This window comes from Sphingomonas sp. PvP056 (assembly GCF_040549155.1).
Classification (GTDB): domain Bacteria; phylum Pseudomonadota; class Alphaproteobacteria; order Sphingomonadales; family Sphingomonadaceae; genus Sphingomonas.
This window is the reverse complement of the sequence record NZ_JBEPST010000002.1, coordinates 422,227-442,838: the sequence shown is the minus strand read 5'-3', so window position 1 is coordinate 442,838 and position 20,612 is coordinate 422,227. Positions and strand designations below refer to the sequence as shown.

Here is a 20,612-nt window from a genome sequence, read left to right as displayed (position 1 = left end):
GATGGCAATACCACAACAATACCGGGGAAACAGCGATGCGACGTACGGACAAGTTCGGAACGCTCACCCTTGTGGCGGCAACGCTGATGACGGCCCCCGCCGTGGCGGCATCGAACGGCGCCCCCCCGACTTTGCCGGCGATCTTTCCTGCGCCGACGTCGATCACTCTCGGCAACGGCAGCTTTCCCCTCGGCAAGACCGTCGTGCTGATAGCGGCCCCCGGCACGGACGCCGCCACGATCGCGCTCACCCGGGACATCCTGCTCGCCTCGGGTGTCGTCAAGGTCACCACCGCGAAACGGTTGCCATCGCATCCCGAGGGAACGCATATCCTGATCGGCGCCGGGTCCGCACCGCTGATCCGTACCACGCTCGCCCGCAGCGCCACCGTGGTCGACGATCACGTCGAAGGCTATACGATCGCCAGCACCCCGATCGATGGTGGCGGGATCATCACGCTTGCGGGTCACGACGCCGATGGCCTGTTCCATGCGGTCCAGAGCTTCCGGCAACTCGCGAAGCGCCCCGTATTCCCGGCAATGGTGATCCAGGATCACCCCGCCATGCCGATCCGCGGCACGATCGAAGGCTTTTATGGCAAGCCCTGGTCGATGGCGGACCGCACCAAGCATCTCAACTTCCTCGCCACGGTCAAGGCGAACACCTATGTCTACAGCCCAAAGGACGACCCCTTCGCGCGGGATCGCTGGCGCGAGGCGTATCCCGCCGCGACGCTCACGTCGCTCGGCGCGCTAGTCGCGACCGCGCGGCGCAACCACGTCGATTTCGTCTATGCCGTTTCTCCCGGCCCGACGGTGTGTTTCTCCGATCCCGCCGATGCGCAGGCGCTGGAACGCAAGTTTGCGGCGCTGCGGACGATCGGCGTCCACAGCTTCTATGTCGCGCTCGACGACATCGAATATAAGAAGTGGAATTGCCCCCGCGACGCAACCGCCTTCGGCCCCTCGGGCGCGGAAGCCGCAGGGATCGCGCAGGCGCGATTGCTCAATACGGTCCAGGCGCAGCTCGTCGCGACCGATCCGGCATCGCGCCCGCTGATCATGGTCCCGACCGAATATTACGACGCCAAGGAGACGCCGTACAAGGCGGCGCTCCGCAAGGAACTCGACCCGCGCGTCGTCGTGCAATGGACCGGCACCGACGTGGTTCCGCCCGCGATCTCGATCCCGGATGCGCGCACCGCGACCAAGGCGTTCGGCCGCAAGACGCTGTTGTGGGACAATTACCCGGTCAACGATTATGGGCAGACGACCGGCCGCCTGTTGATGGCGCCCTATGCGCGGCGTGAGGCGGGCCTGTCGGGCGAACTGACCGGCATCCTGTCCAACCCGATGAACCAGGAAGCGCCCAGCCGGGTCGCGGTGACGGGGGTCGCAGCATTCGGATGGAACGATCGGGGCTATGACGCCGAGCGGACGTGGCATTTCTCCGCGCGCGAACTTGCTGGCGGTGACGCCCGCGCCGAGGCTGCATTGCTCACCTTCTTCGACACCCAACATATGGCCCCGACCTTCGGCAGCCAGCCGTGGCAGGAACAGGCACCGCGGTTGAAGGCGGCGCTGGATGCCGTCCGGGAGGCGCTGGCCGACGGCGACGCGACCAAACGCAGCGCGGCGATCGCGGACTTGCGCGCGCAAGCGGACACGCTGGCCAACGCTCCCGACATCATCCGATCGGGCACGGTCGATCCGGCCTTTGCCGAGCAGGCACGACCGTGGCTGGACGCGCTGCAATTGTGGGGGCGAGCATTGCAACTGACCGCGGCGGGCCTCGATGCGGCAGAGCACGGCAGCAATGCCGCGACGCGCTATTTCACCGACGCCGGCCGGTTGGCCGTGCAAGCGGCGGCGGTGCAGAGCATCCCGGGCGCAACGCGCTTCGACGGCCCGATCAAGGTTGCCGATGGTGTGCTTGACCAGTTCGTGAAGGACGCTCCGGCGCTGATCGCGCACTGAGGGGGTTGGGGGCGAGTCCTCAGCAACCGTCCCCCCTTCTATCGCTTCCCCGGCGAAGGCCGGGGCCCAGTAGCGAAGGTGGAGGTAACGAAGCGCATCGCTCGCATTCTTCTGCTTCGCTACTGGGCCCCGGCCTTCGCCGGGGAAGCGCTGCAGAAAAGGGGGAAGCGCTACGGAGGATAGGAAGGCGTTCATTGGTGCGCGTCAGCCAAACACCCCTCACCCACCGCCAGGCGCAACCTCCAGCACATACCCCACCCCGGGAACGCCAAGCGCAACGCCAGTCGGCGCCAACCGTCCCTCCGCATCGATCGCCAGCGTCGTCACCGTTTGCGACTTCTCATGCGCAACGACGATCATTCCTCGATCCTCCAGCAGCAAAAAGAACCGCGGATACTCTCCTCCCGTGGCGGCATGCTCCAGCAGCGTCGGAACTCCCTCGGCATCCAGCGCAAAGACCGCAATGCTGTCATGCCCGCGGTTCGAGACGTACAGCCGCGTCCCCGCCGCATTGATCGCGACATGCGCGACGATGCTGTGCCCCCGCCATGCGTCCGGCAACGTGGACCGGATCACGGGCCCGGTGAACGTCCCATCGCGCGCCCGGTCGAGCGTCGTCAGCGTGCTGGCCATTTCGCTGACCAGATACGCGCGCTTGGCGATATGCGGATGCAGCACGAGATGCCGCGGTCCCGACCCCGGTGGTGCCGCATAGGCAACGAACGGCAACTCCAACGTCCCCGTGGCATCGAACGGGAAGGCGAGAACCTCGTCGGTGCCGAGATCGGTCTGGTACAGCCATCGCCCGTCCGGGCTGAACCCGACCCAATGCGCATGCGGCCCTTCCTGTCGTTCCGCATTGGGCCCGGACCCGCGGTTCGCATGGGTCTGCACCGCGCCGTCGGGGAGACCGGTGCCGGGATCGAGGCGGATCACCGATACGCTGCCGCCCGCGTAATTGGCGACTGCCAGCAGGGTCTCGGCGGGGTTGAGCGCGACGTGGCACGGCGCGCCGCCGCCCGTCTCGACCGACGCCAGCATCTCCCAGCCGCCCGCCAGATGGCGGTGAACGCCGACGCGCCCGACCGCATCCTCATCGACGATATAGTGCAGCCCATGCCGAGCCGAATACACGCTGAACGAAGCATTGGGCGCGGCGGCATACGCGTCCCCGATACGCCAAGTTGCCGCTTCGTCGGACCATAATGGATGGAGCCCCCGCCCTCCGCCGCCGCGATAAGTGCCCGCGGCGATGGGGGGAGTGGGATCAAGTTTGGCCATGACGAAATCCTGTGCGTTAATCATCGCGACCGCAACGCTATCTCGCCAGGATCGCTCCGCAGCGTGATCGATCCGTCGCGCATGGCTTGCGCGCAACGCGCGCAAGCAAGACCGCAGGTGCGCTTGCCCGCGTTTGTGCGTATCACGCCCGCAGATCGCGCTTAAGTGGTCTTGACCCTGCAATTTTCGACGGAGTTCGGTTCGGCATGATGGTGTCTCGCGTTGCGGTCGTGTTGGCCTTCCTGTCGCTGACCGCCGCGGCACGCCCTGCGGACACGCTCCCCGGCAAGGGTGAGCCAGCGATCACCGCGCAGACCCAGAAATCGGGCGGTCCGATCGACCGCGACCAGCAGAAACTGACCTTCACTGCCGCCGATCTCGCGTTCGAAGTCCTGCCGGAAACGCAGACACTGCGCGGCGTCGCCACGCTCGATTTCACCGCGCGCGCGCCGCTCGACCGGCTCGTGCTCGACATCGACCGCAATTTGCCGATCGATTCGATCGCGATCGACGGCACCACCTTGCCCCGCGACGCCTGGACCAACCCCGAGGGTCAGTTGCAGATCACCCTGCCGCGAACGGTCCCAGCCGGCCGCCGCGTCGTCGCGCGGATCGTCTATGGCGGGCAACCGCATGTCGCGGTCAACGCGCCGTGGGATTCAGGGATGGTCTGGTCGAAGACGCCCGACGGCGCGCCGTGGTTCGCCACCACCGCAGAGGGCATCGGCTGCGACCTGTTCTGGCCGTGCCTCGACTTTCCGTCGGGCAAGCCCGGCGTCGTCACGCTCCACATCACCGTGCCGAAGGGACTGAAGGCACCGTCCAACGGCACGTTGCTCGGCGTGGATCCATTGCCCGATGGCCGGACCCGCTGGAACTGGCGAATCAAGCGCCCGACGACCTATGGTATCGCGCTCAACGTCGGGCCCTATGAGGAGATCTCAGGCGTCTACAAGAGCCGCTACGGCAACACGATCCCGCTATTCTACTGGTACCTCCCCGGCGAAGAGGCGAAGGCCCGCGCGCTGTTCGCCGAGTTCGCCCCGACGCTCGATTTCTTCGAAAGCGAGATCGGCCCGTACCCGTTCGGCAGCGAAAAGGTCGGCGTCGTCGAAACCCCGCACAAGGGGATGGAGCACCAGACGATCAACGCTTACGGCAACGGCTATGCCAAGGCGCCCGAGGGGTTCGACTGGCTGTTCCAGCACGAGTTCGCACACGAATGGTTCGGCAATCAGCTGACCGCCGCCGACTGGGACGATTACTGGCTTCACGAGGGCTATGCCCAGTATATGCAGCCCTTCTACGGCCGCTGGCGCGAAGGCGAGGCGCGCTATGCGGTCATGCTCGACGACCAGCGCAACCGGATCGCGAACCTCCGCCCGATCGTTTCCGGCACCGTCCGTACCGAGGAACAGGTATATGAGATCGCCAAGGGCGGCCCCGGGCAGGACATCTATTACAAGGGCGCATGGATGCTGCACACGCTGCGCGACCTGATCGGCGATCGCGCGTTCCGCGACGTGACGCGGCTCGCGGTCTATGGTCGGCTCGATCCTCGCCCGGGCAATTTCGCGCCGCGCTATGGCAGCACCGCCGAATATGAACGCTTCGTGCGGCGGGTAACAGGAAAGGACTATGGCTGGTTCTTCGACGTTTATCTGCGCCAGGCGGCCCTACCGCAATTGGTCCAGACGCGATCCGGGAGCCGGCTGACGCTCCGCTGGGACGCACCCGGCGGCCGCCCCTTCCCGCTGCCGGTCGAGGTCCAGGTCGGCTCCCGCATCGTGCGCGTGCCGATGACCGCGGGGGTCGGCAGCGTTGCGGTGCCGCCGGGAGCGCATGTCGTCGTCGATCCCAACGCGCGCGTGCTGCGCCGCTCGGTCGCGGTCGAACGCTATCAGGCGTGGCGCGACGAACAGGCGCGCAAGAAAGCGCCCGCCCGCAACTGATGGCAATGCTGCACCAAGACCGGTGCAGCATTGCCGCAGCGTATGATCAGAAACCGGTCGGCGCGGGCGATACGCTGACCGTCGTGCCGCCGCGGATTTCCTGCACTTCCAGCGCACGCTCGGCGACATTGTCGCGACCGAAGCGGAATGCGCCGTCGATGCCGGAGAACCCGCCGCGATCGCGCAACCGGTCCTCGGGGAACGTTGCCCCCATCGACCAGTCGCGCATGATGCGGATCGTCAACAGCACCGAATCATAGCCGAGACTCGACAGGCGGAACGGGGCCGCCCCGAAACGCGCACGGTATTTGGTGGCATATTGCCGGTACAGTCCGTCCGACACGCTCGCAAACCATGCGCCTTCCAGCGCAGGCTTGCTCGCGATCGAGCTTTCCGAATTCCACAATTCGGTCCCCATGATCCGCGCCCCGCCCATGCCGTTGCGGCGCAGCACCGGGACACCCGCCGCCGCGGCACTGCCGCCGTCGGCGATCAGCACCGCCTGATACGGCGCGCTCTTGGCCATCCGCGTGATCGCGGCGCTCATCGACCCGCTCACCCGGTCATAGGTCTGGAGCGAGCCGACCCGACCGCCCGCCGCCTCGACCGCGCGCAGGAACGCGGTGGACGCGCGCTCGCCGTAAACGCCGTTGGGGACGAGCCCGCCGAAGCTGGTCACGCCATGCGCCTTGGCATAATCGACGACCCGGCCGATCGACTGCGCCGGGACATAGCCCATCAGATACACGCCGTTGCCCGCCGTGGTCGTGTCGTTCGAATAGCTCACCACCGGCACATGCGCCTGCCGCGCGATCGGCGCGACCGCACGGACGTCGTCGGCGAGCAGCGGGCCCAGAATGAGCTGATTGCCATCCGCCAATGCCCGCTGCGCCGCCACCGCCGCGCCGGGGGCGGTGTCATAAGTCGTGATCCGGACCGATTCGTTGCGCGAATCAAGCAACGCGAGCTGCGTCGCATTGGCGAGGCTCTGCCCGACGCCGGCGTTGTTCCCGCTGAGCGGCACCAGCAACGCGACGCGGTGCCGCGCGGTGTCCTTCGGAATGCCCTGCTCGAACACCGGCTGCTGCGGCTGGCTAGGGCGCGTCGTTGCCGGGCCGGGGCGTGGCACCGCCCCGCGCGGCACGACCGTCTGGCACCCGCTGAGCACGATCGCACCCGCCACCAGCGTCGCTTGCGAAAGCCGCCTTATTCCGCTGCGCCGTTGCGCCCCTGTATCCCGCTCTGCCATGACCGCTCCTGATGACCAATGATCTTTCCCCGGGCCTCTACATCGTTGCAACCCCCATCGGCAATCTCGGCGATCTGTCGCCGCGTGCTGCGCACATCCTGAGCCATGCCGCTGTGATTGCGGTGGAAGACAGCCGGGTGACGGCGAAGCTGCTGCACCACATCGGGGTCAAGCGCCCGATGGTGCCGTATCACGACCACAATGCCGAGGAGGTCCGCCCCGGGCTGATCGCGCGGATGGGGATGGAGCCGGTCGCCTTGGTGTCGGATGCGGGGACGCCGCTGATTTCGGATCCAGGCTACAAACTGGTGCGCGATGCGCGCGCGGCGGGGCATACGGTGTGGACGATCCCTGGTCCATGCGCGGCGGTTGCGGCGTTGACGCTGGCGGGATTGCCGACCGATCGGTTCCTATTCGTCGGCTTCCTGCCCGCCAAGGCGCAGGCGCGCGCGACCGCGATCGGCGAGATCGCGACGATCCGCGCGACGCTGGTGCTGTACGAAAGCGGCCCCCGCCTTGCCGTCACGCTCGCGGCGCTCGCCGAGGGGCTCGGCGACCGCGAGGCGGCGGTGACGCGCGAGATCACCAAGCATTTCGAGGAAGCGGTGACGGGCACGCTGTCGATGCTCGCCGCGCGCTATGCCGAAGCGCCGCCCAAGGGGGAGATCGTCGTGGTAGTGGCACCGCCCGGCGCGCCAGAAGCGGCCAGCGCCGAGGACGCGGATACCGCGCTGACCGAGGCGCTCACCCGGCTTTCGACCGGACAGGCGGCGAGCGAGGTGGCCAAGAAGCTCGGGCTGGATCGCAAGACCTTGTACGCAAGGGCGCTGGAATTGAAGGCGTGAACACCGCCCGCCCCCTCTTTCTCCCCTCCCTGGAAGGGAGGGGCTGGGGGTGGGTCGGCTCGTTGGTCGCGCGACGGATATCCCCCACACCAACCCACCCCCGGCCCCTCCCTTCCAGGGAGGGGTGGAGAGCCTATCCGCTCCAAAAGCAGCGAAATTGGTAAGAGACCGCCGCGTCGCCGAAGCCGCGGGCCGTCGCGGCGAGCGCCTCGCGAGCTGGTGGCTGCGGCTCCACGGCTGGGAAATTCTCGCGCGCCGGGTCCGCACCCCCGCGGGCGAAGTCGATATCGTCGCACGCAAGGCGAACCTCATCGCCTTCGTCGAGGTCAAGCAACGCAAGACCGCCGCCGCGCTCGACTTCGCGATCGACGAACGCCGGCTCGCACGGGTCGCGGCGGCGGCGGAAGTGCTGATGCCGCGCTTCGCGGGACCGGGTGACGACATCCGCGTCGACGTGATCCTGCTCGCGCCGGGGGTGCGGCCACGGCATATCGAGAATGCGTGGATCGGGTGAGACAGGTATCGCGATTACCACCATCCCGTTCGTTTCGAGCGAAGTCGAGAAACCCGGCACAGCGCAGGTTTCTCGACTTCGCTCGAAACGAACGGTTGGGTTAGGGTTGGTGGCACCGATCGTCGGAACGGCTGACCCCGCTCGGGGTGACACACCGCGATCGACCCCCTATCTGCGCTCGGATCACCCCGCCAAAGGGTGAACGAAGTGTCCCGGACGGAGTTACAGATCGATGAGCCTGACAGTCGCCGTCCAGATGGACCCCATCGCTTCCATCAACATCACGGGCGATTCGACCTTCGCGCTGATGCTGTCGGCGCAACAGCGCGGGCACAAGCTGTTCCATTACAACGCCGAGGCGCTCAACTATTCGAACGGCCGGGTCTGGGCGAAGGCCGAACCGGTCACGGTCCAGCGCGTCGAGGGCAACCATTTCACGCTCGGCGAACCGGTCAATCTCGACCTCGGCGACGAGGCCGATGTCGTGTTGATGCGGCAGGATCCGCCATTCGACCTCGGCTATATCACCGCGACGCATCTGCTCGAGCGGATCGCGCACAAGACTTTGGTCGTCAACGACCCCGCGCAGGTCCGCAACGCGCCCGAAAAGGTGTTCGTGCTCGACTATGCGCAGTTCATGCCGCCGACGCTGATCACTCGCTCGCTCGACGAAGCGCGCGCGTTCCTCGCCGAGCATAAGGAAATCGTGATCAAGCCGCTCCACGGCAATGGCGGCAAGGCAATCTTCAAGGTCGGCAGCGACGGCGCCAATCTGTCCGCGCTGATCGAGGTCTTCAACACCATGTGGCGCGAGCCGCATATGGTGCAAGCCTTCCTCCCCGATGTCGCGAAGGGCGACAAGCGCATTGTCCTGGTCGACGGCGAGGTCGCGGGCGCGATCAACCGGTTGCCCGGCGAAGGCGAGATTCGCTCGAACCTCGCGGTCGGCGGGTCGGCGGTGAAGACCGAGCTTACGCCCAAGGAGCGCGAGATCTGCGCGGTACTAGGGCCGGAGCTCAAGAAGCGCGGGCTGCTGTTCGTCGGGATCGACGTGATCGGCGGCGAGTGGCTGACCGAGATCAACGTCACCTCCCCCACCGGCATCGTCGCGATCGAACGCTTCGATGGCACCGATGTCGCGGGGATGATCTGGGACGCGATCGAACGCAAGGTTGCGGGCTGACCGCCCCCTCGCGATGACCGAACTGATTATCGAACTGACCGCCTGGGGCGGCTATTTCGGCATTTTCCTGCTGATGGTGCTGGAAAATGTGTTCCCGCCGGTCCCGTCCGAAGTCATCATGGGGCTCGGCGGGATCGCGGTCGCGCGCGGGCAGATGAGCCTCGTTCCGCTGATCGTCGCGGGGACCGCGGGGACGGTCGCTGGAAATTACTTCTGGTACGCGATCGGCTACCGGCTCGGCTATCACCGGCTGCGCCCGGTCGTCGATCGCTACGGTCGCTGGCTGACGCTCGACTGGCAGCATGTCGAGAAGCTCGAGGCGTTCTTTCGGGCGCGCGGGCAATGGGTCGTGTTCGTATTCCGCTTCATGCCCGCGTTCCGCACCATGGTGTCGCTCCCCGCCGGCATGGCGCGGATGCCGCACCTGCGCTTCATCCTGTGGACTGCGGCGGGGTCGGCGATCTGGAACACCGGGCTGGCCTATGCCGGTTACTATCTCGGCGCGAATTTCCGCGAGCTCGACGCGTTCATCGGCCCGGCCGCGGTGGCGCTGACGATCGCGATCGTGGTGGGGTATGTCTGGCGGCTGCTGACGTGGAAACCGCGCGGCTGATCGCGGCTTTGCTGCACTGCGGTAGTAATGGCCGGGTGCGCCACCCATCTGCCGGTCAGCGCGGGCTCATTGCCCGCTGGAGTGAATCGTATGAATATCCTGATCGTCCTGACCTCGCATGACCAGCTCGGCGATACCGGCGCCAAGACCGGCTTCTGGCTCGAGGAGCTCGCCGCGCCCTATTACGTCCTCAAGCAGGCGGGTGCCACGCTGACGCTCGCTTCGCCCAAGGGTGGCCAGCCGCCGCTCGACCCCAAGAGTGCCGACGAGAGCGCGAAGACCGACGACACGCGCCGGTTCGAGGCGGATGCCGACGCCAAGGCGCAGCTCGCGAGCACGGTGCGGCTTGATTCGGTCAAGATCGAGGATTTCGACGCTGTCTTCTATCCTGGCGGCCATGGTCCTTTGTGGGATCTCGCCGAAGATTCGACCTCGCGCGCGCTGATCGAAGGCGCGATCGCCGCCGACAAGCCGGTCGCTCTGGTGTGCCATGCACCGGGCGTGCTGCGCCACGTGCGGGCCACCGACGGTACGCCGCTGGTCGCTGGCAAGAAGGTCACGGGCTTCACCAACACCGAGGAAGCTGCGGTCGGGCTCACCGACGTCGTGCCGTTCCTGGTCGAGGACATGCTGACGGGCGCTGGCGGCGTCTATTCGAAGACCGACGACTGGGGCGTGCACGTCGTGCGCGACGGGCTGCTGATCACCGGGCAGAACCCGGCCTCGTCCGCCGCCGCGGCGGAAGCGCTGGTCGAAGCGTTGCGCTAAGACCAATCCCCTTCCCCCCGGTATCTGCCGGGGGGAAGGGGTTCACGCTCGGGGATGCGCGTTGCGGTAGACGTCGAGCAGATGCGCCGCATCCACCTGCGTATAGATCTGCGTCGAGCTCAGGCTCGCATGGCCCAACAATTCCTGCAACGCGCGCAAATCCGCCCCGCGCCCGAGCAGATGCGTCGCGAACGAATGCCGCAGCGCATGCGGCGTCGTCCGATCCGGCAATTGCAGCCGCACCCGTGCGCGCTGCACCGCACGGCGCACCATCCGCGGCGAAAGCGGACCACCCTTCGCCCCGCGAAACAGTTCGGCATCGCGCGCCGTGCCATAGGGGCACAAGGCGACATAGGCCTCGATCGCGTCGCGCACTTGCGGCAGCAGCGGCACTATCCGCGTCTTGTCGCGCTTTCCCGTGACGACCACCGTCGCCCCGAGCGGCAGCGCCGCGCCGGTCAGCCCGAGCGCCTCGGCGACGCGCAGCCCGGCACCGTACAGCAGTAGCAGCACCGCGAAATCGCGCGCGCCGATCCACGGTTCATCCGGATCTTCGGATACGTCCTCCGCCAGCGCGATCGCCTCGGCGGGCGAGATCGGGCGCGGCACACCCTTGGCGACGCGCGGGCCCTTCAGTCGCGGTGTGGTGCCAGCGCCGGTGACGTGATCGAGGAACCCCCGCACCGCCGACAATTCGCGCGCGGCCGAGGCGTTGCCGATCCCCTCCCCGCGCCGGGACGCGAGAAACGCGCGAAGATCGGCGGTGGTCACGCGCGCCAGCGCAGCGGGATCAATCGTTTCGCCCCAATGGGTCTGGAGGAAACCGCACAGCCGCACTGCCGTGGCTTCGTACGCACGCACGGTGTGCGGGGAGCGCCTGCGGTCGCGCGCGAGATGCTCGGCATAGGCGCGGGGGAGATCGCTCATGGGGGCGGTGTAGCGGATGTCCGCCGCAAGGTGAAACCTAAAGCCACTCCCCTTCAGGGGAGGGGTTGGGGTGGGGCCGAACAGCAGAACTGAGTTCTCTGTGAGACACAGCCCCACCCCCAACCCCTCCCCTAAAGGGGAGGGGCTTGAGAAGAAGAAGCCCCCTTTGCGCCCGCCCCCGCAACCCGCCATATACCCCATATGTCCCGCGCCCGTGTCATCCTCCTCAACGCCGCCCTCGGCCCGCTGGATTACCGCGTCCCGCACGGCATGGAAGTCGAACCCGGCTCGATCGTCGTCGCCCCCCTCGGCCCGCGGCAGTTGCTCGGCGTAGTGTGGGAAAGCGAGCATATGCCCTCGGACGCCGAGGTCGGCGACAATCGCCTGCGTAACCTCGTCAGCGTCCTCCCCGTCCCCCCGCTCGCAGCACCGCTGCGGCGGTTGGTCGAATGGACCGCGGATTATTACCTCGCCTCCCCCGCGTCGGTGGTGCGGATGGCACTCGCCTCCACGTCCGCGCTGGAAGGCGCGAAGACGATCGTCGAATATCGCGCGACCGGCACGCTCCCCGACCGGCTCACCCCGCAACGCGAACAGGCGATCGAACGGATCGGCACGACCCAAGGCCTGATCCGCGAACTCGCCGCAATCGCCGAAGTCTCCGACGCGGTGATCCGCGGGCTCGTCAAGGTGGGGGCACTCGAGGCGGTCGAGGTCGACATCGACAGCCCCTTCCCGCTTCCCGACCCAGCCTTTGCCGCGCCTGCGCTCTCCGCCGACCAGCGCGCGGCCTCGGGCGTCCTCGTCGCGGACGTCGCCGCAAAGGCGTTCAAGCCGACGCTGCTCGACGGCGTCACGGGATCGGGCAAGACCGAAGTCTACTTCGAAGCGGTCGCCGAGGCGATCCGCGAAGGTCGCCAGTCGCTCGTCCTGCTCCCCGAGATCGCGCTGACCGAGCCGTTCCTCAAGCGCTTCGCCGCGCGTTTCGGGGTGCAGCCGGTCGCGTGGCATTCGGGCCTGCGCTCGTCGCAACGCCGCCGCGCGTGGCGCGCGATCGCGAGCGGACAGGCGCTGGTCACGGTCGGCGCGCGTTCGGCGCTGTTTTTGCCCTATGCCAATCTTGGGCTGATCGTCGTCGACGAAGCGCATGAGACGAGCTTCAAGCAGGAGGAAGGCGTCCATTATCACGCGCGCGACGTCGCGGTGATGCGCGGCAAGTTCGAGCAGATCCCGGTCGTGCTTGCGTCTGCCACCCCCGCGATCGAGACGCGCCAGCAAGTCGCGAGCGGCCGCTATGCCGAGGTCAAGTTGCCCGGCCGTTGGGGCGCGGCGGAAATGCCGTCGATCCAGGCGCTCGACCTGATCGCCGACCCGCCGGAGCGCGGCCGCTGGATCGCGCCCAAGCTCGTCACCGCGATCGGCGAGACCCTCGCACGACGCGAACAGGTGCTGCTGTTCCTCAACCGGCGCGGCTATGCGCCGCTAACTTTGTGCCGGACGTGCGGGCATCGCTTCCAATGCCCCAATTGCACCGCATGGATGGTCGAGCACCGGCTGGTGCGCCGCCTCGCCTGCCATCATTGCGGCCATACCGAGCCGGTCCCGCGCGTCTGCCCCGAATGCCAGAACGAAGACACGCTCGCGGCGGTCGGCCCCGGGGTCGAGCGGATCGCGGACGAGGTCGCGGCGCTCTATCCGGATGCCAAGACCGCGGTCGTCACCTCGGACACCATGTGGTCGCCGGCCAAGGCCGCGGAATTCGTCGCGCGGATGGAGGCGCATGACATCGACATCGTGGTCGGCACGCAATTGGTGACCAAGGGCTATCACTTCCCCAATCTGACGCTGGTGGGGGTGATCGACGCCGATCTCGGGCTCGACGGCGGCGATCTGCGCGCGAGCGAGCGGACCTTCCAGCAGATCATGCAGGTCTCGGGGCGTGCGGGGCGTGGCGCGAAGCCGGGGCATGTCTTCATCCAGACGCACAGCCCCGACGCGAGCGTGATGCGCGCGTTGGTGTCGGGCGACGCGGAGGCGTTCTACACCGCCGAGACCGAGCATCGCCGCGAGGCGGGTGCGCCGCCGTTCGGGCGGTTCGCGGGGATCGTGATATCAAGCGAGGACCAGGGCGCGGCGCTGGAAACCGCGCGTGCGATCGGGCGGTCGGCACCGACGCATGAGGCGATGGAAGTGTATGGGCCTGCACCTGCGCCGCTGGCGATGCTGCGTGGGCGGCATCGCTATCGGTTGCTGGTGCATGCGCGCCGCGCGTTCGACGTTCAGGATATGTTGCGCGAGTGGCTTGGCGGGGTCGACTGGCCGTCCAAGGTGCGCGTGGTGGTGGACGTGGATCCGTATAGCTTCGTTTGAGCGTTAGTCGAAACGGGATACGTCACCCATACTACCGCTTCCCCGGCGAAGGCCGGGGCCCAGGAGTAGCGGCCAAGGTAACGAAGCACAGCCCCCCGCTTTCCCGCGTTCCTCTACTGGGCCCCGGCCTTCGCCGGGGAAGCGCTTGTCAGAGAAAATTCGCAACGCTTATTCCGCAGGGACCTGCGTCAGCGGCATCGCAGAAAACGACAACCCGACGCGTGGGCGTGCAGCCGGCCGTACCGACCGCGATGATCCGCCAGCCGTCGCCATCGCCCAGCCCACCGCCGCCACCGGGATCGCCAGCGCAATCCACGCCGCCGCGTCGCGCCAACCACCCCCGGTCAGCGCCGCAACCAGCCCGAACACGGTCGCCAGCGCAATCAGCGTGGGAATGGCAAAGGTCGATCGGATCATCGTACGTTACCCTTTGAGAGAGGCGTTTGAGTAGGCGCGCGCGGCGTTGCAACGCGCTGGACGGCAGGCGTCGCAAGTCCCGGCGATCCCGCGTTCACCGCGCCGGGATTGCGGTCGCGCAACCCGCGGACCCGCGCGATCCACAGATACAGGCCGGACACCAGCACCACGATCGTGAACACATCGAGCACCGCCCACAGTAACTTGAGCGGCAACCCGCCGTAATCGCCGAAGTGCAGCGGACGCGACAGCGACAGCGCCTTGAAATACCACGGCATCGGTCGCGCGTCGGTCAGTTGCCCGGTGGCGGCATCGACCAGTGCGGTGGTCAGCAGATTCTCGGTCAGCGGCGTCGCGCCCTGGAAGAACACGGCATAATGATGCCCGCTGCTGAACGATCCACCCGGGAAAGCGATGAACTGCGGGTTCATCCCCGGGATCGCGCGCCGCGCCGTCGCCATCGCGACGTCGACCGAGCCATAGCGCGACGGCGGGAGCGCTGCACGCCCGGCATAGCCCCGCGTCATGTCGGCGAGTTCGTTCGCCTGCCACACCGTCGTGATCGGTGTGACGAACGCATTGATGACCCCGGTCAACCCGACCACCGTCATCCATGCCAGCGCGACGACGCCAACAAGGTTGTGATAATCCAGCCACTTGACCCGGCGACTTCGCGCGGTCCGCAAGGTGCCGAAGTCGAGCTTGCGCATGAACGGGGCGTACAGGACCACCCCGGAGACGATCGCGACGAAGAAGATCAGCCCCATCACCCCAAGGAACAGCTCACCCTTGAGGCCAAGGAACATGTCGATGTGAAGCTGGAGCAGGAACTCGGTAACCGCATGCCCGCCGCCCTCGCCCTCGGGCACCAGCGTGCCGGTCAGGCGGTTGAAGGTCTGCGTCTTCATCCCGCTCGCCGGAACATCGACGCGTGCACCGGTGGTGACCGTCATCAGCGGACGGTCGTCGTAGAACGCCATGTACAGCGGCACTTCGCCCGGCCGCGTTGCCAGAGCGGTCTTTAGCATCGAATCGAGCGATCGCAGTTCGGGTGCGTCGCGCGATGCGGCGATGCCCGTCACCTGCGATGCCGGATCAGCGCCGATCGAATCGATTTCTTCGTGAAAAATCAAAGGCAGGCCGGTGATGCACAGCATCAGCAGGAAGAGCGTGCAAACCAGGCTGGTCCACTTGTGAACCTGTGCCCAGACCTTGATCGTCCCGGGCGTCACCGTAGGCTGCCAGATTGTGTATTGCGACGCATTCGCAGCGATTAGCCTGAACGCTTGTTGCGAGCAAGTCGCAAATTGCCGCCGCCGTCAATCCGCTCGCCGCGCTCCCGCCGGATCGACCCGCCAGACATAATAGGATTTGGTGATTCCCAGGAACCGCTCGGTCGCGATCTCCCCGTCCGGGAACAGGCGGCGCAGCAGCTTCCGGTCGATCGGCCGCGTGCCCGCCATCTGCCGCCCCAGAAACGGGCGGCTGGTCCGCTTCCACGCGCGGATGCGTTTGCGCCGAAACCCGAACGGCAGCAACCACCAGAACAGATAGCGGCAATGCACCTCGATCGGAAACGTCGGTGCGGGAACCTGCACCCAATACGCCTTGGCCGAGCGCACGATGGCGGCAAACTGTTGCTGACGTCGCAAGGATCCGACGTGTTCCAGCACGCTATTGCTGAAAACCAGGTCATAGGATCGCGCGATGTCCGGCATCCGGCAGATATCCCCCACCATAACGTGCCGCGTCGGAGCAGTACTAGCTTCCATCTCCGCGGCGATCGACGGCAGGTTGAGCAACGTGACCGTCTGACGTTCCGCAGGGCCAGACCAGAGATGCGGCGTGCCGCCCACGTCGAGGATGTGCCAGTCGTCCCCCAAGCCGACCGTGGCGCGGAACCGCTGCATCCGGCGCGCGCGCCAATAGGCCCGCAACCGCTCTACGGCGCCATTGACGCGGCTCATCGCGCCGAAACGCGAGCGATCTGAAGCCCGCGCCGGATGTCCTGCCCCAACGTCCGATGCGCCATGCACGACATGCTGCACGTCGTCTTGAACAGGTCGCACGCCAGCGTATCGTCGACGATCTGGCGCCGGTTCGCGTCCCGCCAGATATCCTCCATCGACGTGTGCCGCAGGTTGCCGACCTTCTCGAACTTCCAGCAATGGTTGACGTCGCCATTGGGACGAATGTCGAGGCTGCGCAGACCGACCCGGCAAGATCCGACTCCGTGGACGCTCGGCTCCCCCTTGAAGTGCGGCACAATCGCCTCGAGCTTGGCGACGCTCGTCTCGATCGGCGCGCCGTTGCGCTTGAGCAACTTGAGGTGATCGATCCGCCGTTCCAGCGCGTCCATCTCAGGTCCCGCGACCGGATATTGCGCCGCGATTTCCTCGGGCCGCCACAAGCGCACCGGACTGAAATCGACCAGCACGCCCGGCATGCCTTGCGCCCAGCCAACCAGCTCGCTCAAGCTTTCAAAATTCTGCCGCGTCACCACGGTCTTCAGCCGGATCGGGAAATTGGCACCGGCGGCAGCCCGCGCCTCCACCAGCGCGGCGATCCCCTGGCTCACCCGGCGCATCGCGCCGACGATGCCGCGCGCGGTGTCGTTGACCGCTTCGGACCGGCTGTCGATCGACACGTCGACGTTGAGCGGCCGCGCCTCGGCGATCCGGGCGACGCGCGGCCCGCTGAGGCTGGACCCGTTGGTGACGACGCCCCAATCGATCCGCGCGTCCCGGCAGAACATCGCCAGGTCGCTGAACCACGGCATGATCATCGGTTCGCCGCCGAGGAACTGAACCCCATAATGGCCGACATAGCTTCGGACCGACGACAGCACGCCCTGCCATTCGAGCAGCGTCATTTCCGGCGTGTACGCGTCCTGCCGCCAATGCTGGCAGTAGACGCACCGGTAATTGCAGCGTTCGGTCAGCGTCGCGCGGATATCGCTCGGTAGCGTCCGATCGATCCCGGTGCTGGTATAGACCGCCTCCGTAAAGCTGCGTCGCGACGCACGCTTTGCCAGACGCACGAAAGTCGTTGCGTGCATTCTTCATCCCCCCTGATTGCGGGGGGTGCTACCGACCCGTTAACCAACTGTCGATATGTTACCGGGAGTTAGCGCAATTATTTCAGACTATTGCCTGATCAACATCGGGGGGATGATACGGTGCCGGAGCTCACCGCCCGTCCGCCGCTTGCGTCTGCACCTCCCAGCGTAGCCGCAACCTTCCCCCGGCGGTCCCGATCGCCGCCGAGCCACCCCGGCTGGTAATCCCCGCTGCAACCGCGCGTCGCTGCGCGCGCGTCCCGCCGTCGACCAGTATGGCACGGTTCAATCGGGTGGTGGCCCAGGCGGCAGTGTCGAGCATGACGCCGTCGACCACGCCCTCATCGATGACGACCGTCGGCAGGGGCGCATCGCTTGGGGGTGCCAGCGTGACGGTCCATCGGGGCGCGGCGCGCGCCGCACGCGCTTCCAGTGCGCGATATCCGGCAAGCGGCAAGCCCGGCAGCGGCGCGGCGGTTGCGGCCAACGTTTGATGGGGCGCATCGACGGTCACGTCGGACTGGCCCACGCCAGCGATCAGCGCGAGATCGGCGACCGCATGTTGCTGCCGCTCGGCCTCGCTCGATCCGGCCGCACGGCTCGCCTGCGCGATCTGCGCTGCCTCGACGCTGCTGCCATCGGGCGCAACGCGAAGCTGATCGACATGGACGTCGATCGGTCGCGCCAGCCGTTCGCGCAAGTCTGCGGCCAGAATGCCGTCCGCCTTGGGATCGAGCCTGGGCGTCAGCACCACCGCGCGGATCCGGATCGGGTCGGTGCTGTAATCGATGTCGAGCTGGCTCAGCCGCGACGGGTTGGCGAAGCGTTCGTTGATCGTCTCGCGCACTTGCCGCCGCGCGACCGATTCGAACGCAATCTGCCGCAAACCGGAGCCAAGCGGTACCGAAAGCAGGCCGACAGCGACGATGAACAGCACCAATTGCCACCCGGTATGCTGCGGTGAGAGATGGCTACCGAAGCCATAGACGCGCGCAACCAGTGCCGCGGTCAGCGCAATCGTGATCGCGTTGGTGGCGAACAGCAGCAGCGCTCCGGCGAACACCGTCCAGTTAAGCGTCGCGATCCCGAACCCGACGACGACCAGCGGCGGCATCAGCGCGATCGCGATCGCCACGCCGACGACCGTGCCCCCACGGCCACGAATGAGCGCGTAAGCGCCTGCGACCGCCGACAGTAACGCGACGAGCAGGTCGAACAGCGTCGGGCGGGTACGGCCGGCGATTTCGCTGGTGATCGTCTGGATCGGCGACAAACTGACGAAAAGCACCGCCAAAGTGACTGCGATCGCCGCACCGGCGACCAAAGCTGTCGCAGAACGTCGTATTTCGCGCGTGTCGACGGTCGCGATCCCGAAGCCGAGCCCGATGATCGGCATCATCAGCGGCGACAGCAACATCGCGCCGATCAGCACCGCGACCGACGGCATCAATAGCCCGAGCAACGAGATCGCCGCTGAAATGACGATCAGGAATGCATAGCGTCCCGACCAACCCGAATCCTCCGCAATCTGGCGCAGGACCGCGTCGTGATCGACGCCGCGAATGAACCAGGCATTCCACCGCTGTCGCAAATTCACCAGGTAACGTGCTGTCGTAACTGCCATTTACTCGCTTCTTCGCCGATACCGAGGGACCCTCGCTACGGGACTTTCGTGAGACATGCGACTATCAAGCAGCAAATCATGACGCGACGGACCGACCGTCGCGCGTTTCACCTGCCTGATTCCGGTTGCTCCCCGATGAGGATCATCTTCATCGAACCCGACCCAATCGGTCCGGTCGAGATTAAAGGAAGGTCGGGGACGCGTGCAAAATGCTTGTTTGCGCCACAACGTCGGGAACGTCGCGCGGCGCCACGACCGTGCCGAAACCAATGGCAAAGGGCAGCGGCGATGCCCCTAGCAAGGATAGATACGTATCGGGCATGTGCTGGTGGAGCGTTTCGAGTAGATAGGCGACGAATTCGCAGTCCATCGTCGGCGTCCGCAATACCCCCGGCAGCGCGACGATCGTACCGAAACCGGTATAGCCATAGGGCAACAGCCGAAGCGCCATAGCCCCAATCACGCCCTCGATCAGCAGGCCACCATTGGGTGCCGGCTGATAGAATTTGCGCGTATCGAGGACCCGATCCCAACCATAGCCGACCGTATCAAGCGTGTTATTGTACCGCCAGACCCGCCCGGCCAGGGGGGTGCCCGGGCCGAACAGCGCCGCGAAGGCTGCGTTACCCGGGGTCATTCCGGCGAAAGCATAGACACTCGGTACCGGAAATTTGGGCTGCTCGCTCATCCACAACGCGATCACCGGCGCGAGTGTTCCGCCCAGACTATGCCCGGTCACATACACCGTCGCGGTTGCTGGCAAGGCGGCGATCGCCTGTGCCAGGGATTGTCCCGCCCCCTGCAGCGCAAGAAGGCTCTGGAACCCCGCCCAGGTGCCACCCGCTACTTGCGCAAGGGAATCGGTCGCGCCGGGCCAGGAATGCATCGGTCCGATCGGGCTATCCTCGTTCGCGTCGTCCCAATAAGCGGAGGAGAACGGATCGGGGTAGGTGCCGCGGATTGCGATCGCATAGGCGCCGGTGCTTGCGTTTTTGGCGATGAAGGCGAAGTTGACCGGAACCGCCAGATCGTCGGCGATCCAGACGATGCTCCAATGTTCCGCCGTCAGGGTATCCGGTCCGAGATAGTGCGGGATCGCGGCCGGTTTACCATAGGCGATCCCCGCGAACGTCATGAGCATCGGCGCGAGCGGGTCGGTTGCGGCGGGTGTGGCGGCGGGGATCGTCACCGTCAGAACTGCTGCAACGGGCCATTGGTGAGCGGCAGCGCATAGGCCGCCTCGCTGACGTCCAAGAGGATCTTGTCGACGGTATAATTGAAGAAGACCTGTCGGATCGTTGCGGCCACCAACAGCGAGGTACCGACCGGTGCTGTGAGCGTCACATATCCCCGGACGGCCACGCCGGATTCGGGTGTTGAGGTTGGTGGCGGGGTCGGCGTCGGGGTCGGTGGGGGAGTCGGAGCCGGTGTGGGGGTCGGTGATGGAGTTGGTGTTGGTGTTGGTGTTGGTGTCGCTGCAGGGGGCGTGTATTGTACCCCGAAAATGTAGGTTCCTCCGCCGGGGATAGTGATCGAATTGAACCCAATCGGTGAAGCCAGGAACGTACTGGCCCCGTAGTTCGTCACATTTCCCGAATTGTCGACATAATCGACCACTAGGTCGGCGGCGACAAAGGCCGGCGAGGGGGTAAAGTTGAGGCTTATCGCGCAAGCTGTCGTCGACAGGTTCGAAACCTGTATGAACGTGCCCTGCTGTACGAAGGGCGTCTGAAGCCCGGGGACGAGCGGCTGCGCGAGGACTTCGAACGACGTGAGGTAGACCATGGCCGTGCCTTTCCACGAAACTGCGACTGGCACCGCGAAAGTATCCCAGT

The 20,612-nt window shown here is 66.4% G+C and carries 18 protein-coding genes; 8 read left to right on the top strand and 10 right to left on the bottom strand.

Annotated features, from left to right (window positions below; translation table 11 throughout):
* Window positions 1-35: 35 nt before the first annotated feature.
* Window positions 36-1,976, top strand: coding sequence for a glycoside hydrolase family 84 protein (locus tag ABIC17_RS06330; RefSeq protein WP_354280150.1), 1,941 nt, complete (start codon window positions 36-38; stop codon window positions 1,974-1,976).
* A gap of 219 nt (window positions 1,977-2,195) precedes the next feature.
* Here the strand turns inward: ABIC17_RS06330 and ABIC17_RS06325 are convergent, their stop codons facing one another.
* Window positions 2,196-3,257, bottom strand: coding sequence for a lactonase family protein (locus ABIC17_RS06325; protein ID WP_354280148.1), 1,062 nt, complete (start codon window positions 3,255-3,257; stop codon window positions 2,196-2,198).
* Between the two features lie 206 nt (window positions 3,258-3,463).
* Between ABIC17_RS06325 and ABIC17_RS06320 the strand changes: the two genes are divergently transcribed.
* Complete coding sequence (locus tag ABIC17_RS06320; protein ID WP_354280146.1) at window positions 3,464-5,209, top strand: M1 family metallopeptidase; 1,746 nt, start codon at window positions 3,464-3,466, stop codon at window positions 5,207-5,209.
* A gap of 46 nt (window positions 5,210-5,255) precedes the next feature.
* Here the strand turns inward: ABIC17_RS06320 and ABIC17_RS06315 are convergent, their stop codons facing one another.
* Window positions 5,256-6,458 (bottom strand): penicillin-binding protein activator, encoded by a 1,203-nt coding sequence (locus ABIC17_RS06315; RefSeq protein WP_354280144.1) that lies wholly within the window; start codon window positions 6,456-6,458, stop codon window positions 5,256-5,258.
* Between the two features lie 11 nt (window positions 6,459-6,469).
* On the opposite strand from ABIC17_RS06315, the gene rsmI reads away from it, so the two are divergent.
* The 5 genes from rsmI to ABIC17_RS06290 all read left to right on the top strand — a co-directional run bounded on the left by rsmI (window position 6,470) and on the right by ABIC17_RS06290 (window position 10,381).
* A complete protein-coding gene (gene rsmI / locus ABIC17_RS06310) occupies window positions 6,470-7,303 on the top strand; it encodes a 16S rRNA (cytidine(1402)-2'-O)-methyltransferase (RefSeq protein ID WP_354280142.1) in 834 nt (277 codons plus the stop codon).
* A 157-nt stretch (window positions 7,304-7,460) separates the two neighbouring features.
* Entirely contained in the window at window positions 7,461-7,817 is a 357-nt protein-coding gene (locus tag ABIC17_RS06305) for a YraN family protein (RefSeq protein WP_354280140.1), read from the top strand.
* A gap of 232 nt (window positions 7,818-8,049) precedes the next feature.
* Window positions 8,050-9,000 (top strand): glutathione synthase, encoded by a 951-nt coding sequence (gshB, locus tag ABIC17_RS06300; protein ID WP_354280138.1) that lies wholly within the window; start codon window positions 8,050-8,052, stop codon window positions 8,998-9,000.
* Between the two features lie 13 nt (window positions 9,001-9,013).
* Window positions 9,014-9,613, top strand: a complete 600-nt coding sequence (locus ABIC17_RS06295) for a DedA family protein (RefSeq protein WP_354280136.1) — start codon at window positions 9,014-9,016, stop codon at window positions 9,611-9,613.
* A gap of 90 nt (window positions 9,614-9,703) precedes the next feature.
* Window positions 9,704-10,381, top strand: coding sequence for a type 1 glutamine amidotransferase domain-containing protein (locus tag ABIC17_RS06290; RefSeq protein WP_354280134.1), 678 nt, complete (start codon window positions 9,704-9,706; stop codon window positions 10,379-10,381).
* A gap of 42 nt (window positions 10,382-10,423) precedes the next feature.
* Here ABIC17_RS06290 and ABIC17_RS06285 read toward each other — a convergent pair whose 3' ends face one another.
* On the bottom strand, window positions 10,424-11,308 hold the full coding sequence (locus ABIC17_RS06285; protein WP_354280132.1) for a tyrosine recombinase XerC: 885 nt from the start codon (window positions 11,306-11,308) through the stop codon (window positions 10,424-10,426).
* Between the two features lie 201 nt (window positions 11,309-11,509).
* Between ABIC17_RS06285 and ABIC17_RS06280 the strand changes: the two genes are divergently transcribed.
* Window positions 11,510-13,678: a primosomal protein N' gene (locus tag ABIC17_RS06280; protein WP_354280130.1), complete on the top strand. Its 2,169-nt coding sequence runs from the start codon at window positions 11,510-11,512 to the stop codon at window positions 13,676-13,678.
* A gap of 168 nt (window positions 13,679-13,846) precedes the next feature.
* Here the strand turns inward: ABIC17_RS06280 and ABIC17_RS06275 are convergent, their stop codons facing one another.
* The 7 genes from ABIC17_RS06275 to ABIC17_RS06245 all read right to left on the bottom strand — a co-directional run bounded on the left by ABIC17_RS06275 (window position 13,847) and on the right by ABIC17_RS06245 (window position 20,562).
* Window positions 13,847-14,095: a hypothetical protein gene (locus tag ABIC17_RS06275; protein WP_354280128.1), complete on the bottom strand. Its 249-nt coding sequence runs from the start codon at window positions 14,093-14,095 to the stop codon at window positions 13,847-13,849.
* Window positions 14,092-15,327 carry a PepSY-associated TM helix domain-containing protein gene (locus ABIC17_RS06270; protein WP_354280126.1) on the bottom strand — a complete coding sequence of 412 codons (1,236 nt, stop codon included), beginning with the start codon at window positions 15,325-15,327 and terminating at the stop codon, window positions 14,092-14,094. The genes ABIC17_RS06275 and ABIC17_RS06270 overlap by 4 nt, the downstream gene beginning before the upstream one ends.
* Window positions 15,328-15,414: 87 nt before the next feature.
* Window positions 15,415-16,062 carry a class I SAM-dependent methyltransferase gene (locus ABIC17_RS06265; RefSeq protein ID WP_354280124.1) on the bottom strand — a complete coding sequence of 216 codons (648 nt, stop codon included), beginning with the start codon at window positions 16,060-16,062 and terminating at the stop codon, window positions 15,415-15,417.
* Window positions 16,059-17,153: a radical SAM protein gene (locus ABIC17_RS06260; RefSeq protein WP_354280122.1), complete on the bottom strand. Its 1,095-nt coding sequence runs from the start codon at window positions 17,151-17,153 to the stop codon at window positions 16,059-16,061. Before ABIC17_RS06260 ends, ABIC17_RS06265 begins: the two co-directional genes overlap by 4 nt.
* A 130-nt stretch (window positions 17,154-17,283) precedes the next feature.
* Window positions 17,284-18,777, bottom strand: coding sequence for a DUF389 domain-containing protein (locus ABIC17_RS06255; protein ID WP_354280120.1), 1,494 nt, complete (start codon window positions 18,775-18,777; stop codon window positions 17,284-17,286).
* Between the two features lie 181 nt (window positions 18,778-18,958).
* Window positions 18,959-19,966: a lipase family protein gene (locus ABIC17_RS06250; protein WP_354280118.1), complete on the bottom strand. Its 1,008-nt coding sequence runs from the start codon at window positions 19,964-19,966 to the stop codon at window positions 18,959-18,961.
* 2 nt (window positions 19,967-19,968) lie between these two features.
* Complete coding sequence (locus tag ABIC17_RS06245) at window positions 19,969-20,562, bottom strand: hypothetical protein (RefSeq protein WP_354280116.1); 594 nt, start codon at window positions 20,560-20,562, stop codon at window positions 19,969-19,971.
* Window positions 20,563-20,612 lie beyond the last annotated feature (50 nt).

Bases quoted from the DNA above. Each gene is read 5' to 3' on its own strand.
- ABIC17_RS06330 (WP_354280150.1), top strand. From the start codon at position 36: ATGCGACGTACGGACAAGTTCGGAACGCTCACCCTTGTGGCGGCAACG.
- ABIC17_RS06325 (WP_354280148.1), bottom strand. From the start codon at position 3,257: ATGGCCAAACTTGATCCCACTCCCCCCATCGCCGCGGGCACTTATCGC.
- ABIC17_RS06320 (WP_354280146.1), top strand. From the start codon at position 3,464: ATGATGGTGTCTCGCGTTGCGGTCGTGTTGGCCTTCCTGTCGCTGACC.
- ABIC17_RS06315 (WP_354280144.1), bottom strand. From the start codon at position 6,458: ATGGCAGAGCGGGATACAGGGGCGCAACGGCGCAGCGGAATAAGGCGG.
- rsmI (WP_354280142.1), top strand. From the start codon at position 6,470: ATGACCAATGATCTTTCCCCGGGCCTCTACATCGTTGCAACCCCCATC.
- gshB (WP_354280138.1), top strand. From the start codon at position 8,050: ATGAGCCTGACAGTCGCCGTCCAGATGGACCCCATCGCTTCCATCAAC.
- ABIC17_RS06295 (WP_354280136.1), top strand. From the start codon at position 9,014: ATGACCGAACTGATTATCGAACTGACCGCCTGGGGCGGCTATTTCGGC.
- ABIC17_RS06290 (WP_354280134.1), top strand. From the start codon at position 9,704: ATGAATATCCTGATCGTCCTGACCTCGCATGACCAGCTCGGCGATACC.
- ABIC17_RS06285 (WP_354280132.1), bottom strand. From the start codon at position 11,308: ATGAGCGATCTCCCCCGCGCCTATGCCGAGCATCTCGCGCGCGACCGC.
- ABIC17_RS06280 (WP_354280130.1), top strand. From the start codon at position 11,510: ATGTCCCGCGCCCGTGTCATCCTCCTCAACGCCGCCCTCGGCCCGCTG.
- ABIC17_RS06275 (WP_354280128.1), bottom strand. From the start codon at position 14,095: ATGATCCGATCGACCTTTGCCATTCCCACGCTGATTGCGCTGGCGACC.
- ABIC17_RS06265 (WP_354280124.1), bottom strand. From the start codon at position 16,062: ATGAGCCGCGTCAATGGCGCCGTAGAGCGGTTGCGGGCCTATTGGCGC.
- ABIC17_RS06260 (WP_354280122.1), bottom strand. From the start codon at position 17,153: ATGCACGCAACGACTTTCGTGCGTCTGGCAAAGCGTGCGTCGCGACGC.
- ABIC17_RS06255 (WP_354280120.1), bottom strand. From the start codon at position 18,777: ATGGCAGTTACGACAGCACGTTACCTGGTGAATTTGCGACAGCGGTGG.
- ABIC17_RS06245 (WP_354280116.1), bottom strand. From the start codon at position 20,562: ATGGTCTACCTCACGTCGTTCGAAGTCCTCGCGCAGCCGCTCGTCCCC.